This window comes from Novosphingobium sp. YAF33, assembly GCF_052113265.1.
Classification (GTDB): Bacteria; Pseudomonadota; Alphaproteobacteria; order Sphingomonadales; family Sphingomonadaceae; genus Novosphingobium.
The window spans coordinates 1-13120 of the sequence record NZ_JBFRCW010000025.1 but is presented as its reverse complement, the minus strand read 5'-3'; the positions used below and the strand labels follow the sequence as shown (position 1 = coordinate 13120).

Sequence of the window (13120 nt, the reverse complement as noted above, 5' to 3'; positions counted from 1 at the left end):
GGCGCGGTGAGGCATGCGATCGGGCCGGGTCAGTCGATGTCTTCGACCTGGTCGATGTAGCTGGCGTAGCCTTCGTCCTCCATGTCCTCGCGGGGGACGAAGCGCAGCGAGGCGGAATTGATGCAGTAGCGCAGGCCGCCCCGATCGCGCGGGCCGTCCTCGAAGACGTGGCCAAGATGGCTGTCGCCATGGGCCGAGCGCACTTCGGTACGGGTCATGCCATGGGTGTGGTCCACCAGGTTGTTCACGTTGGCCGGTTCGATCGGCTTGGTGAAGCTGGGCCAGCCGCATCCGGATTCGTACTTGTCCGAGGACGCGAAGAGCGGCTCGCCCGAGACGATATCGACGTAGATGCCGGGCTTCTTGTTGTTCAGGTATTCGCCCGATCCGGGGCGTTCGGTGCCGCTGCGCTGAGTGACGTGGAACTGCTCGGGCGTCAGGCGCGCGATGGCTTCTTCGGTCTTTTCGTAAGTCGGCATGGATCGGTTCTCCTTGCGGGCGAAGATGGTGATCGAAGCGGGCCGTGAGAAGGGGGCTTCGACGTTGTCAGGCCGGGACCAGCACGCCGAGCAGATCGTCCAGCGAGCAGGTGGCGAAGCCGGTAAGCTCATCGCCGATGCCGTAAGGCAGAAGCACGCGCCGCCCGTGGACGAGGGCGCCGCAACTGTAGGTCACATTCGGAACGTAGCCGCCGCGCTGTTCGGCGCTGGGAAAGACCAGCGGTGCCCGCGTGCGCTTCAGCACGCGCGAGGGATCGTCGCGGTCGAGCAGGCAGGCGCCGATGCAATAGCCGCGGACCATGCCGACGCCGTGCGTGAACACCAGCCAACCCTCGTCGATCTCCATGGGCGATCCGCAATTGCCCATCTGCACGAATTCCCAGGGGTAGGCCGGCCCGAGGATCGGCTCCCCGCTTTCCCAGGTGAACAGGTCGTCCGAGCGCAGCAGCCAGATGTTCTCGCCATCCTGCCTCCCGAGCATGACGTACTGGCCGTCGATCCGGCGGGGGAACAGGGCCATGCCCTTGTATCCGGTCATCCGGCCTGCCAGCGCGCGCATCTCGAACGTCCGCAAGTCCACGCCGCGCAGCATCTCCTGCCGCGTGTTCTGGCCGTCGTAGGCCGTGTAAGTGCCGATCAGGAAGCGCTGGCCGTCGTCCTCCACGAACATGACCATGCGGAGGTCCTCCACCCCCTGCCGCTGTTCGGGCAGGACCGGGAAGATCACGGTTTCCGATACGTCCTGGCTGTCCTCGCACTGGAGGCGGACCCAGCCCTCGTTGTCGCTTTCGATGCGGGGCGGGATGCAGTGCGGCCACGCCGGGTCGATGGTGACGGTTTCGCCGCCGTCCCAGGAACCGGTGCGGAAGGTTACCGAGGAAATGTGCCCCTCGCCGATGCCGCGCAGCGAGAGCAGGAAGCGCAGGGGCGCGCCGGGGGCAAGCGCCTCCTGCGCTTGCGCCTCGATCGGGATCCGCACGATGCTGGGATTGAACAGGGCGGCGGATTCGAAGGCGTATTCCTGGCTGAAGTAGGCGCCCAGCAGCAGGCGGTCGCGGTGGTTCAGCGCGGAAATATCGCCCAGTTCGTCGGCCAGGCTGTCGACCTGGCGCAGGAAGAAGGCGTCGGCGTGGCAATGGCGCTCGCGCATCGGACCCATCACGAAGCCGATCATCCGCTCGCGCACGTCCTCGTCCAGCGAGAGGATGCGCTGGACGATGACCTGAGGCTTGGGCGGGTGGTGGTCCGCGAAAGCGGCCGGATAGGCGAAGTGGAAGGGCCGTATCACCGTGCGCGCGGGATCCGGCCGCAGCTCCAGGTCCAGCTTGGTGAAGACGTCGGCGGCTTCCATGCTCCGGCGCTGTCGCTCAGACGTCCAGCAGGGCGTAAGGGCGCCCGAACCTGGCGGAGACCACGAACTGCGCGCAATTGTAGACCGGCACGCCGCGCGTGGTCTTGCCCTCGTACGTGCCGCGATGGGCGTGGCCGTGGACCACGGCCTTGACGTTTTCGAACCGGTCCACGGCATCGGCAAGGCGGGAAGAGCCCAGGAACGGGAAGATTTCCGGCGGCTCGCCCGCGACCGTTTCCGGGATCGGGGCATAATGGAGCACGGCCACCGTCCGCTCCGTCCGCAGCGAGCGCAGGCCGTTCTCCAGCTTGCGCGCCTCGTTGAGCGATTCGTCGACGAAGCTCTTGATCGCCGCCTCTCCGAAGGCGCCCAGCTCGCCGCGCCCGAAGCCGCCGACGAACCCCTTCACACCCGCAAAGCCCACGTCCTTCACCACCACGGCCTGATCGTCGAGGATGGTGACGCCGCCCTGGCGCAGGATATTAGCGACTTCCTCCGGCTGTCCGCATTCGTAGTCATGGTTGCCCAGCACGCCCACGACGGGGATCGAGCAGGCCGAGAGATCGGCCGCCAGACGCTCGGCCTCGCCGGTCTTGCCGAAATTGGTGAGGTCTCCGCACAGCGCCAGGACTTCGGCATTGTCGGAGATTTCGCGGAACAGGTCGCGGTAGGAACCGCCGTCCTGTTCGGTGACGTGAAGGTCGCCGATCGCCGCCAGGCGGAGCGTGTCAGACATGTCGTTCATGCTTCTCGTCCAGTCCTTTTCCTACCAGGTCCGCAAAGCCCCATTCGCTGATGTCGATCACGTAGTCCCGCGGGGAAAACAGGCGTCCGCGGCAGATCCGCACTTCGGCGGGGGGCAGCTCGGCCTGGGCGCGGATGCGTTCGATCAGCGTGTCGAACAGCCAGCGCGGGATCGCCTCGCGCTCGGTGGGGTAGATGAAGCGGAAGTTGAGCACATGGAGCAGCAGGACTTCCCAGTGCAGTTCCATCAGGGAGAGGAGGCGGTGCCAGTCGATCTCGTCATGCTTGCGCAGGATGGTATGGGCGATGTCCGCTCCGTCGTAGCGATAGCGATCCTGGATGAAGGCCTTGGAGACGATGAATTCGGTCGGCGGGGTGATGCGGACCTGGGTGCCATAGACCTCGGCCGTGAAAACATCGCTGAACCAGGCGTCGGTGATCGGGATCGATGCGGAGGACATGTTGAAGATCACGTCGAAGAAGTTCTTTCCGGACCATACTTTGGCGATCCAGCGCTCGTCCTCCACGGTGACGTCGTAACCCTCCTGCTTGAAGCGGGCGAGCAGCCGGGGGGCGTCTCCCGGCTTGCAGAACACGTCGATATCCTTGGTCGGGCGGACGACGCCGGTGTGGCAGGTCAGCGCATATGTGCCAGACAGCAGGTAGGGGATGTCCCAGGACCCCAGCAGTTTCAGGCTGTCGGCATAGAACGCCGCCGCCTCGGGGGGCGGGTCGAAACTGTGCGGTTCGGTCGGCGTCGGAATTTCGAGCATGCTAGGGGGTGCGCCTGATAAAGGGTGTCCCCGATCAACCTTGCGCCGCGCCGCTTTGTTCCATGACAGATCATGGCTGGGGCCGGCACTCCTGCGCCAGCCATGCCCGAAAGCGGCCGAGGGCGGGGCTTCTGCGGACGTGTTCGGGGTAGGCCAGCCAATAGCTGCGGTCTTCGGCCAGCGGGGCGTCGATGGGGATCACCAGCTCGCCGGCTTCCAGTTCGGGCGCGATCAGGAAGCTGGGCAGGAGCGCCGCGCCGCCGCCGGCCTTTACCGCCTGCGCCAGCATCAGGAAATGGCCGAGGCCGGGCAGTCCCTCCATGGCCGGCGCAGCGATCCCGAACATCGCGAACCAGCGCGACCAGGCATCGCGCCGCGCGGACTGCACCAGCAGCGGCACGCGCAGCAGGTCCTCCGGCGCGGCGATCCCGTGGCTGTCGCGCAGGCTTGGCGCGACGACGGGCACGACATGCTCCTGGAACAACAGGTCGTGCTCCGCGCCCGGCCAGTCCGCTGCGCCGACGTGGATGGTGGCGTGAAAGGGCTCGGCGGAGAAATCGAAGATGTCGGTCCGCGCGGCGATGTTGACCACCAGGTCCGGGTGCTGCCGGGTGAGCCGCGGCAGGCGGGGGGCGAGCCAGCGCATGCCGAAGCCCGGCAGGACGGCCAGTTCGATCACATGCTCCGGTTCGGGGTCGATCAGGCGGCCGGTGGCGCGCCGAATTGCGGCGAGCGCGGGAGCAATCTCCTCCAGATAGGCACTTCCGCCCGCGTTCAGCACCACGCGGCGGCCATGCCGGTCGAACAGCGCGGTGCCGAGCCAGCTTTCGAGATTGGCGACATGGCGGCTCACCGCGCCTTGCGTCAGCCCGATCGCCTCCGCGGCGCGGGAAAAGGATCCGAGGCGGGCCGCGGTCTCGAAAGCGTGCAGCATCGCCATCGGTGGCAGGTAGCGGCGGTCGTCCGGCTTCATTCCATTCGCTCATATCATTATGCGTGGAATTGGGGTTATTAGCGGAAAAGGTATCGGCCAACATGCCAAATATGCATGAAGATCGCCGCGCTTGGCCGCGCGGACGCCTTGTGCGACGGTGTTGCAGGGGCTGGAAGGAGCTGCGGGATGCGCGAGATCAATTTCGATGGGCTGGTCGGGCCCAGCCACAACTATGCGGGCCTTTCGCTGGGCAACATCGCTTCCGCTTCCAATGCCGGCGCCACGTCGGCCCCGCGCATGGCCGCGCTGCAAGGGCTGGGCAAGATGCGGCGCATGCTGGCACTGGGCCTGCCGCAGGGGCTGCTCCTGCCGCAGGACCGGCCCGATGCGGACTGGCTGCGCAAGCTGGGCTTTTCGGGCAGCGACGATGCGGTTCTGCGCGCCGCCTGGGAGCAGGACCCGGCGCTGCTGCGCAATGCGTTCTCGGCCTCATCGATGTGGACCGCCAATGCCGCCACCGTCTCGCCCGCGCCGGATACGGCGGACGGACGCTGCCATCTGAGCGTGGCCAACCTCTCCACCATGCTCCACCGCGGTATCGAGCATGACCAGACCTTCCGCCAATTGCGGCTGGCCTTTGCCGACGCGCGCTTCTTCGCGGTTCATCCGGCCCTGCCGCCCGGTCTGGGGGATGAAGGCGCCGCCAATTTCATGCGTCTGGGCGAAAGCCATGCGGAGCGGAGCCTAGAGGTCTTCGTTTACGGGGAGCGTGCGGTCCAGGGCAGTGCAGGGCAGGTCTTTCCCGCCCGCCAGCACCGCGCGGCCAGCGCGGCCATCGCCCGTCGCCACGGCCTTGCCGCCGCCGATCATACGCTCGTCCCGCAAGGCGAGATCGCCATCGCGGCGGGAGCCTTCCACAATGACGTGGTTGCCGTGGCCAATGAAAACGTGCTGTTCACTCACGAACAAGCCTTTGCCGACCGCGATCTGGTCTACCGCGTCCTGCGCCAGCGAGTGCCGGGCGCGGTCATCGTCGAGGCACCGGCCGCGCGGATAAGCCTCGACCTCGCGATCCGCACTTACTTGTTCAATTCGCAGCTGGTGACGCTGCCCGGCGGAGACATGGCGCTGATCCTGCCGCAGGAAGCGCGGGAGGCCTCTGCTGTCTGGGAATGGCTGGAGGAAGTGGTCGCGGCGGACAATCCCATTCGCCGTCTGGAAGTGGTCGACGTGCGCGAATCCATGCGCAACGGCGGCGGCCCGGCCTGCCTTCGTCTGCGCGTGGCGGTATCGCGGGAAGCCCATGCGGCCATCGATCCGCGGTTCCTGCTGGACGAGCGCGCCTGCGACCGGATCGAGGCGGTGATCGCGCGGGAATGGCCGGAAAGCATCGCGCCGGGAGACCTCGGCGAGCCGGACCTGTGGCACCGCTGCCGCTCCGCGCGCGCTGCCTTGCTCGATGTGCTGGGCTTCGCAGCCGGAGAGCTTTGAGGCGGGCCAGGTTTCTGGTTCGCCGGATCTTCCAGGTCATCAGGTGTTTCCACCCGATTGGAACATGCTTCAGCCTTCGGGTGTCTTTTTGACGACAAGCGTATCGGCGGCAATCCAGCCCAGCAGCGCCGAAGTGTTGCTGCCGAAAGTCGCCTGCGCCAGTCCGCTCCGGTCGCGGCTCCCCACGACCACGAGATCGGGCGCGAATTGCATGATGGCGCGGGCGAGCACTTCGTCGGGCGCGCCGAGTTCCAGGCGCGGCGTGATCCTGGCGGCAAGCGCCGCCGGCAGGGCTTCGTTAGCGAGAAATTCGTCGAGCCGGGCGCCTGCCTCGCGCCGCAGTTCCTCGCGCATGCCGTCGGAATCGACCCAGCCGCGAAACGGTACGTGATAGGCGTGAACCACCTCGATCGGTACCTGGGGGAAGAGTTCGCCGGCAGTGCGCAAGGTCCGCAAGGCATCGACCGACAAGTCGACGGCCACCAGCATGCGCCGGTACGGCGTGCGGGCGCGTTGCTTGACCACCAGCACCGGAGCGGCGGCATTGCGGATGATATGGTCTACCGCCGTGCCCAGGAAATAGTCGCCGAGGTGATTGAACCGGGCGATGCCGGTCACGATGAGCGAGGGGGCAAGGTCCTGCGCCACGTCGGCAATGGTGTCCGGGGCGGGACCGGCGGGCAGGAGGATGCGGACATTGCCGGGATCGGCCGGCAGCGTCTGGCGCACATCGTCTTCGGCCACCCGTTCCTCGGGGCGGAGGGCGTGGAGCACGCACGTCTGCACCTGCCATTGTCCGCCGAGCATGAGCGCCCGGTCCACCGCGCGGTCGCTTCGCGGGCTGAGATCCGTGGCGACGAGTACCGGTCCCCGTTGTTCTGCCATGCGCGGTCCCTTCTCTTCCTTCGTTCCCGGGCCGTCCGGCCTTGCGGCGCCCGGATGTTCAGTCCTTTCAGGCCGCCTCGACCGGAGCCTTCCGGCGCGAGGCGGTGAGGCGCAGGACGGCGAATCCGGCCAGGGCGGACACGATGGAGCCGCCCAGCACGCCGATCTTGACCTCGTCGATGAGGATCGGATCGCTGAAGGCCAGCCCGCCCACGAAGAGGCTCATGGTGAAGCCGATGCCGCAGAGCAGGCACATGCCGTAAGTCTGCATCCAGGTGGCGCCGCTGGGCCGCTTGGCGATGCCGAGACGGGCGCAGAGCCAGAGCGCCAGGAACACGCCGATCTGCTTGCCCAGGAACAGGCCCCCCGCTACGCCCATGGGAAGCGGCGCGATCAGATGCTCCATGCCCAGGCCCGCCAGCGAAACCCCGGCATTGGCGAAACCGAACAGCGGCACGATGGCATAAGCCACCCAGCCGTGAAGCCCGTGTTCGAGGCGGTGCAGCGGCGATTCCTCGCTGTCCGGCGCGCCGGGCGTGGCGCGGATCGGGATCAGGCTTGCGGCCAGGACGCCGGCGATGGTCGCATGGACGCCCGACAGCAGCACGGCCAGCCAGAGCGCCGCGGCCAGGATCAGGTAGGGCCACAAGGCCTTCACGCCCACGCGGTTGAGCACGAACATGACGCCCATGATGACGCCGGCCGCCAGCAGGGCGGCGCCGTTGATCTCGCTGGTATAGGCCAGCGCGATCACTGCGACGGCGCCCATGTCGTCGACGATGGCCACCGTCGTCAGGAACAGCTTGAGCGAGGCGGGCACGCGCTTGCCGAGCAGCGCCATGACGCCGATGGCGAAAGCGATGTCGGTAGCCGCGGGAATGGCCCAGCCGCGCGCGAGTCCGGGCGTGGACCCGGCGATGGCGAGGTAGATCGCCGCCGGGCAGATCATGCCGGCGGCCGCGGCGATCGCGGGCAGCGCGCGATCGGACCAGGTGGACAAGTGCCCGTCGACGAACTCGCGCTTGATCTCCAGGCCGACGAGCAGGAAGAACAGCGCCATCAGCCCGTCGTTGATCCAGTGGGCGAGAGACATCGGCCCGATCATGACGTGCAGCGTGTGGAAATAGGTGTCGGCAAGCGGGCTGTTGGCCACGATCAGCGCCAAAGCTGCCGCGACCATCAGCAGGATGCCGCCGGACGCCTCACTGTGCAGGAAGGCGCGCAGGGCGGAACGGGGGCGCTTGAGCAGGGGCATCGATGTCGAGCGTTCTCGTCGGGATGGCGGGCGGGAAAAGGCGGCGGACATGGCCCGATGCCTTTGCAGATACCGGCCAGCCTAACCGGGATGCGACCCGAAGGCCACCCCAAGCGCTGCACTCCCCGCCGGTTTCCGGCAGGAGCCTCCGTACTTTAGGGCGTGGGTACCGTTTCGAGGGTGGGCACGGGAGCGGCGGTGGTGGCAGGAGCGGGGGCGGGCCCGGAAGCGGCCGGCTGGACAGGGGCCGCGGGGGAATTGCCCTGCGGTGCGGGAACGGCGGGCTGTGCCGGTGCCGGTGTCTGCTCCGTCACGTCCTTTGTCGCTTCGGCCTTGGCTTTGGCTTCCGCTTCCTTCGCCTTGTCCTTGTTGTCGGCCGTCTTCATGCTCGGGCCGTAGACCGGCACCACGTCGGGCGTGATCCGGCCGTGGAGCGCCTCGATCTCCGCCTTGCGCTGCCTCAGGTAGAGTTCGCGGTAGGCGGCGTAGGGCTTGTCTTCCTTGCGGATCTTGTTGATCCGCTCGTCGAAGGCTGCGCGCTCGCCCAGTTGGTCGACGATGGTCATCGGCAGCACGACCGCCGGATTGGTGAAGGGCTTGCCGATGACGGCGGGCACCAGCAGCCTGTCGACCGAATCGCCGATGATGTCGCGCAGCGTCGTCGGGCCGACGATCGGCAAATAGAAGAACGGACCGGGGCCGACGCCGTAATAGCCCAGCGTATTGGCCAGCCCATTGGGGCGGTAGGGCAGGTTGAACGGCTTCTTCTTGGCCACGTCCACCAGGCCGGCCACGCCCAGCGTCGTGTTGATCGCGAAGCGGCCTGCGGTTTCCGCCGCCTTGCCGGGCTTGAACTGCAACAGGTAGGCGGCGAAGACCACCGGCTCGCTCAGGTTGGTGAAGAAATTGCGCAGCCCCTGGCGAACGGGGCGCGGCAGGCCCTTGTTGTACGCCTTGGCGACCGGCTCCAGCACGGCCTGGTCGACGGCCTGGACCGCCTTGAAGGATTCGATGTTCAGCTTCTGCAGCGGATCGCCCGGCGGTGCCGGTTCGGGCGCGGTGACGACGATGACCGATTCGGGCTCGTCGGAAGCGGCTTCCGGCGGGGTGGCAGAGGCGGCCGGCGCAGACGTGTCAGGAACCGTTGGGGCCGGATTTGCCGGGACCGCAGGATCGGAGACCGGCGGGGTAGTCGCATCGGCAGGCTGAAGTGCCGCCAGCTGAAGGGCGCCAACTTGCGGGTTGCCAACTTGCAGATCACCCGCCTCTGCCGCGGTATCGACGGCGAAGTGAACAGGAGCGTCGGGCACCGACGGGCCCGTCATCAACAACGCCACGGCGGCAGCCGGCAAACTCATTCGATGGTCCTTAGCATATCGCGGTCTCTGCAGCGAAGACGATTTTTCCGCGATCAGGCAATTCCGCTGGGCTTTCCGGCCGCTAGGCTCGATTTCCGCTTTCGTCAATTGGACCGGCCGATGGCTGTCGCATCGCCCAAGCGCCCATTCGCCGCCTCTCGGACAGGCCGTTGCAAGATCGGGCCGAAGCGCTTATGACGCTTCCCAGCATCAAGAGTTGGGATGACGCCCAACGCCAACCTGCCGATCCGGGCAAGGTGGCACTCCCCTCGGGGAGGATGTGGCCGACCCGGCAATCAACGGATCAAGCCACCAGCGTCATCCCCGAAAGAGGACCGACGCAAGTGCCCATCAAGATTCCCGACGATCTGCCCGCCCGCTCCATCCTGGAAGCCGAAGGCGTGGCCGTGATGCGCGAAAGCGATGCGGTGCGGCAGGATATCCGCCCGCTGCGGATCGGGCTGCTCAACCTCATGCCTGACAAGGTCAGCACCGAAACGCAGCTCGCCCGCCTGCTGGGCGCCACGCCCTTGCAGATCGAGCTGACCCTGGTGCGGATCAGCGACCATGTCGCCCGCAATACCTCGGCCGAGCATCTCGAAGCGTTCTACCGCCCCTGGTGCGATGTCCAGCACGAGCGGTTCGACGGTTTCATCATCACCGGCGCCCCGGTGGAGCGCATGGCCTTCGAGGAAGTGCGCTACTGGCCGGAGCTGCGCCGCATCTTCGACTGGACGCGTACGCACGTCCATAGCTGCCTGACGATCTGCTGGGCCGCGCAGGCCTTCCTCCACCACTTCCACGGCGTGCCCAAGCATGCGCTCGACGCCAAGGCCTTCGGCGTATTCCCCCATCGCAATCGCGCGCCGAACTCGCCGTTCCTGCGCGGCATCTCGGACGAATTCGCAGTGCCGGTCTCGCGCTGGACGCAAGTGCGCCGCGCCGACTTGCCAGAGGGCGGCGATTTGCGGGTGCTGGCGGAGAGCGACGACAGCGGGCTTTGCCTGCTCCACGATCCGGCCCGCCGCGCGCTGCTGATGTTCAACCATCTGGAATACGACGGCGACACGCTGGCCAACGAATACAACCGGGACGGCGGCCCGATCCCGGCAAACTACTACCCGAACGACGATCCCTCGCTGCCGCCGATCAATGCCTGGCGCAGCCATGGCCACTTGTTCTTCGGCAACTGGATCAACGAGATCTACCAGACGACACCTTTCGACGCCGCCTCCATCGGCCAGTCGGCGCGGGGCGAAGCGGCAGCGGATGAACGGGCCGCAATCGGGTCGGCCGCAATCGAGCAGGCCGATGGGCCGGTAGACCTGGCCCCGGCGTAACCTCGATGCCGCGCGCGGCCCGGCCGGTCGCGGAATTTTTTCCAGTCGAATGAAGCATTTGTAAATTTCTGTTGCCGGGATCGGCGGGGAGCGACGCGCATCCCGGCCGTCCGGGGGCATGGCGTCCTATAATGTCACTGCCCCCTATCGTCCCATAACAGGACTTCCATGCATTTCGCTTCTTCCGCCGGGTTGGTCCTGGCGCTGTTCTTCCTGCCCGTCACTGCCCAGGCCGCCGACGATACGCCCGACTTTTCTGTCTCGGGTGCCGCCACGATCATCAGCGACTATCGCTTTCGCGGAATTTCGCTGACCGGCAAGGATCCGGCGGTCCAGGCGACGATCAATCTCTCGCACAAGAGCGGGGTCTACCTCGGAACCTGGGCCTCGTCGCTCGACATGGGCGATCGTTACGGCCCCACCGAGGTGGATTTCTACGGCGGCTGGGCCGGGACGGTGGCTGCCGCCACCACGCTCGACGTCGCCCTGGCCTATTACAGCTATCCCGGCGGCGAACGCCCGGCGACGGGGAGCGGCGCGGCGAAAATCGAGTATTTCGAGACGACCGCCCGGCTCACTCACGATTTCGGCCCGCTCAGTGCCACGGTCGGTTCCGGCTATAGCTGGGACCAGTCGGCACTCGGCGGCGACCACCTCTATCTCTTCGGAGAGACCGCCGCGCCGATCCCCGGCACGCCGCTGACGCTGAGAGCGCACGGTGGCCGCAGCAAGGGCGCGATCAGCCCGAAACCCGGCGGATATTACGACTGGTCGCTGGGCGCCGACGCGGCTCTCGGACCCGTTACCCTGGGCCTTGCCTATGTCGACACCGATCTGGGCAGCGCCTCCGCTGCCGATGCCGCCGCGCTCTTCTCGCTTACCGCGGCCTTCTGAAGATACCTCCTGGAGCTGGAAAATGAGAGACGTTTTCAACCGCATGCATATAGCGGGCAAGCTGATGACGGTCGCCGGACTGGCCATCGCCGTGCTGCTGCTGCTGGGCTTCACCGCCGTGGTGGTGGAGACCGGCTCGGCCGTGGGTGCCTTGTCGGACCAGTCCGCCGTGGCGCAGGCCGATGCCGAGGGCAACCGGGTCGAGACCGAAGTCGCGACTTTCGCCGGAACCGCTCGCGCGCTGGCCTCGACTTTGGGTGACATGCACGCGCGCGGCACGCGCGATCGCGGCCTGGCGGTGAGCGTGCTGAAGACCGACCTGCTCAAGTCCAAGGTCGCCCAGGGCAGCTGGGCCATGATCGCGCCGGACCAGTGGGACGGCGGCGACGCCGGCAAGGGCGGCCAGCCCGGATCGGGCAGCAATGGCAGCTTCAGCCCTTATTGGGTCAAGGCTGCCGGCGTGCTGACGATGTCTCCGAACAACGAGGCGGATGCTTATGAAAAGCCCTATTTCCGCAAGTCCTTCGAAAGCGGCGCGGGCGCGATCGTCGACCCCTATTCCTATGACGTGAACGGCACGACGATGCTGATGACGTCGATCACTTATCCGGTCCGCTCGGGCGAGCGCGTGATCGGCGTCGTCGGTGTCGACATGGACCTCGGCGGCGTGTCCGAGCGCCTGTCCAAGCTCAAGCCGTTCGGCACGGGCCGGGTCATGCTCCTTTCCGCCTCGGCAACCTGGGTCGCCAATCCCGATTCCTCCAAGCTCAGCAAGCCTTACGAAGGCGCGGGCCTTGACGAAGTGAAGGCCGCGCTCACCAGCGGCCAGGTGCAAGTCGTGTCCGATATCGACGTCGACGGCGTGGCCACCCGCCGCGTGATCCAGCCGGTCGTCCTGGAGGGCCTCGGTACCACCTGGGCGCTGGTTCTGGACGTTCCCGAGGCGACGATTGCCGCGCCTGCACGCAGCATGGCCTGGCAGCTGGTGATCGGCGGCCTGGTGATCGTTGCGGCCGTACTGGCGACGCTGTTCTATGCGGCCGGCGGCATCATCGGCCGTCCCATGGCCAAGCTTTCGGGCGCGGTGGACCGCCTGGCGAAGGGCGAGCACTGCGCCATTCCCGAACTGGGCCGCGAGGATGAGATCGGCACCATGGCCCGCGCCGCCGATGTGTTCCGCCAGGCCGCGGCCGACCGCGCGGAAGCCGACCGCCGCTCGGCCGAGGAGCAGAAGATCGTCACCAGCGCCGTGGGCGATGGGCTCGACGCCCTGCGCCAGGGTGACCTCACGCGCGACATCACCGAAGCCTTCCCGGCCGGCTATGCCGCGCTGAAGGACAACTTCAACGCGGCCCTGGCCGAACTGCGCCGCATGATCGGTGCGGTCGCGGGCAGCGCCAGCGGCATCCAGACCGGCTCGGCGGAAATCGCCCAGGCTTCCGAGGATCTGGCCCGCCGCACCGAGGCCAATGCCGCCAGCCTGGAGGAAACGTCCGCCGCGCTGGTGCAGATCGACCAGCGCCTCAAGGCCTCGGCTTCGGCCTCGACCCGGACGGTGCGCCGTGCCGACGAGGCACTCTCCACGGTCTCGGGCG

Annotated in this window: 12 protein-coding genes and 1 riboswitch; of the genes, 4 read left to right on the top strand and 8 right to left on the bottom strand. The window is 67.1% G+C overall.

Going from position 1 to position 13120, the window contains the following annotated elements; translation table 11 throughout:
* Positions 1–29: 29 nt before the first annotated feature.
* The 5 genes from msrB to AB4Z00_RS25480 form a co-directional block, all read right to left on the bottom strand.
* Positions 30–479, bottom strand: coding sequence for a peptide-methionine (R)-S-oxide reductase MsrB (gene msrB, locus AB4Z00_RS25500; protein ID WP_314468572.1), 450 nt, complete (start codon positions 477–479; stop codon positions 30–32).
* Positions 480–546: 67 nt separating this feature from the next.
* The gene (locus AB4Z00_RS25495) at positions 547–1851 is read right to left on the bottom strand and encodes a glycoside hydrolase family 130 protein (RefSeq protein ID WP_442047744.1); all 1305 of its coding nucleotides are present in this window, start codon (positions 1849–1851) and stop codon (positions 547–549) included.
* A 16-nt stretch (positions 1852–1867) separates the two neighbouring features.
* The gene (locus AB4Z00_RS25490; RefSeq protein WP_243654420.1) at positions 1868–2587 is read right to left on the bottom strand and encodes a metallophosphoesterase family protein; all 720 of its coding nucleotides are present in this window, start codon (positions 2585–2587) and stop codon (positions 1868–1870) included.
* Positions 2580–3368 (bottom strand): hypothetical protein, encoded by a 789-nt coding sequence (locus AB4Z00_RS25485; protein WP_134093681.1) that lies wholly within the window; start codon positions 3366–3368, stop codon positions 2580–2582. The genes AB4Z00_RS25490 and AB4Z00_RS25485 overlap by 8 nt, the downstream gene beginning before the upstream one ends.
* A gap of 70 nt (positions 3369–3438) precedes the next feature.
* Positions 3439–4341, bottom strand: a complete 903-nt coding sequence (locus AB4Z00_RS25480) for a LysR substrate-binding domain-containing protein (RefSeq protein ID WP_442047743.1) — start codon at positions 4339–4341, stop codon at positions 3439–3441.
* Positions 4342–4488: 147 nt separating this feature from the next.
* On the opposite strand from AB4Z00_RS25480, the gene AB4Z00_RS25475 reads away from it, so the two are divergent.
* The gene (locus tag AB4Z00_RS25475) at positions 4489–5793 is read left to right on the top strand and encodes an N-succinylarginine dihydrolase (protein WP_442047742.1); all 1305 of its coding nucleotides are present in this window, start codon (positions 4489–4491) and stop codon (positions 5791–5793) included.
* A gap of 69 nt (positions 5794–5862) precedes the next feature.
* Here AB4Z00_RS25475 and AB4Z00_RS25470 read toward each other — a convergent pair whose 3' ends face one another.
* From AB4Z00_RS25470 to AB4Z00_RS25460, 3 genes are all read right to left on the bottom strand, one after another.
* The gene (locus AB4Z00_RS25470) at positions 5863–6678 is read right to left on the bottom strand and encodes a universal stress protein (RefSeq protein WP_442047741.1); all 816 of its coding nucleotides are present in this window, start codon (positions 6676–6678) and stop codon (positions 5863–5865) included.
* A gap of 67 nt (positions 6679–6745) precedes the next feature.
* On the bottom strand, positions 6746–7933 hold the full coding sequence (gene nhaA / locus AB4Z00_RS25465) for a Na+/H+ antiporter NhaA (protein ID WP_134093685.1): 1188 nt from the start codon (positions 7931–7933) through the stop codon (positions 6746–6748).
* A 155-nt stretch (positions 7934–8088) separates the two neighbouring features.
* The gene (locus tag AB4Z00_RS25460) at positions 8089–9291 is read right to left on the bottom strand and encodes an MlaA family lipoprotein (RefSeq protein ID WP_442047740.1); all 1203 of its coding nucleotides are present in this window, start codon (positions 9289–9291) and stop codon (positions 8089–8091) included.
* A 202-nt stretch (positions 9292–9493) separates the two neighbouring features.
* Positions 9494–9601, top strand: a riboswitch (SAM-I-IV-variant riboswitch).
* 34 nt (positions 9602–9635) lie between these two features.
* Here AB4Z00_RS25460 and AB4Z00_RS25455 point away from each other — a divergent pair.
* The 3 genes from AB4Z00_RS25455 to AB4Z00_RS25445 form a co-directional block, all read left to right on the top strand.
* Complete coding sequence (locus AB4Z00_RS25455) at positions 9636–10631, top strand: homoserine O-succinyltransferase (RefSeq protein ID WP_442047739.1); 996 nt, start codon at positions 9636–9638, stop codon at positions 10629–10631.
* 168 nt (positions 10632–10799) lie between these two features.
* Positions 10800–11525 (top strand): TorF family putative porin, encoded by a 726-nt coding sequence (locus AB4Z00_RS25450; RefSeq protein WP_431567725.1) that lies wholly within the window; start codon positions 10800–10802, stop codon positions 11523–11525.
* Positions 11526–11547: 22 nt separating this feature from the next.
* On the top strand, positions 11548–13120 hold a 1573-nt coding region (locus tag AB4Z00_RS25445), incomplete at its 3' end, for a PDC sensor domain-containing protein (RefSeq protein ID WP_442047738.1).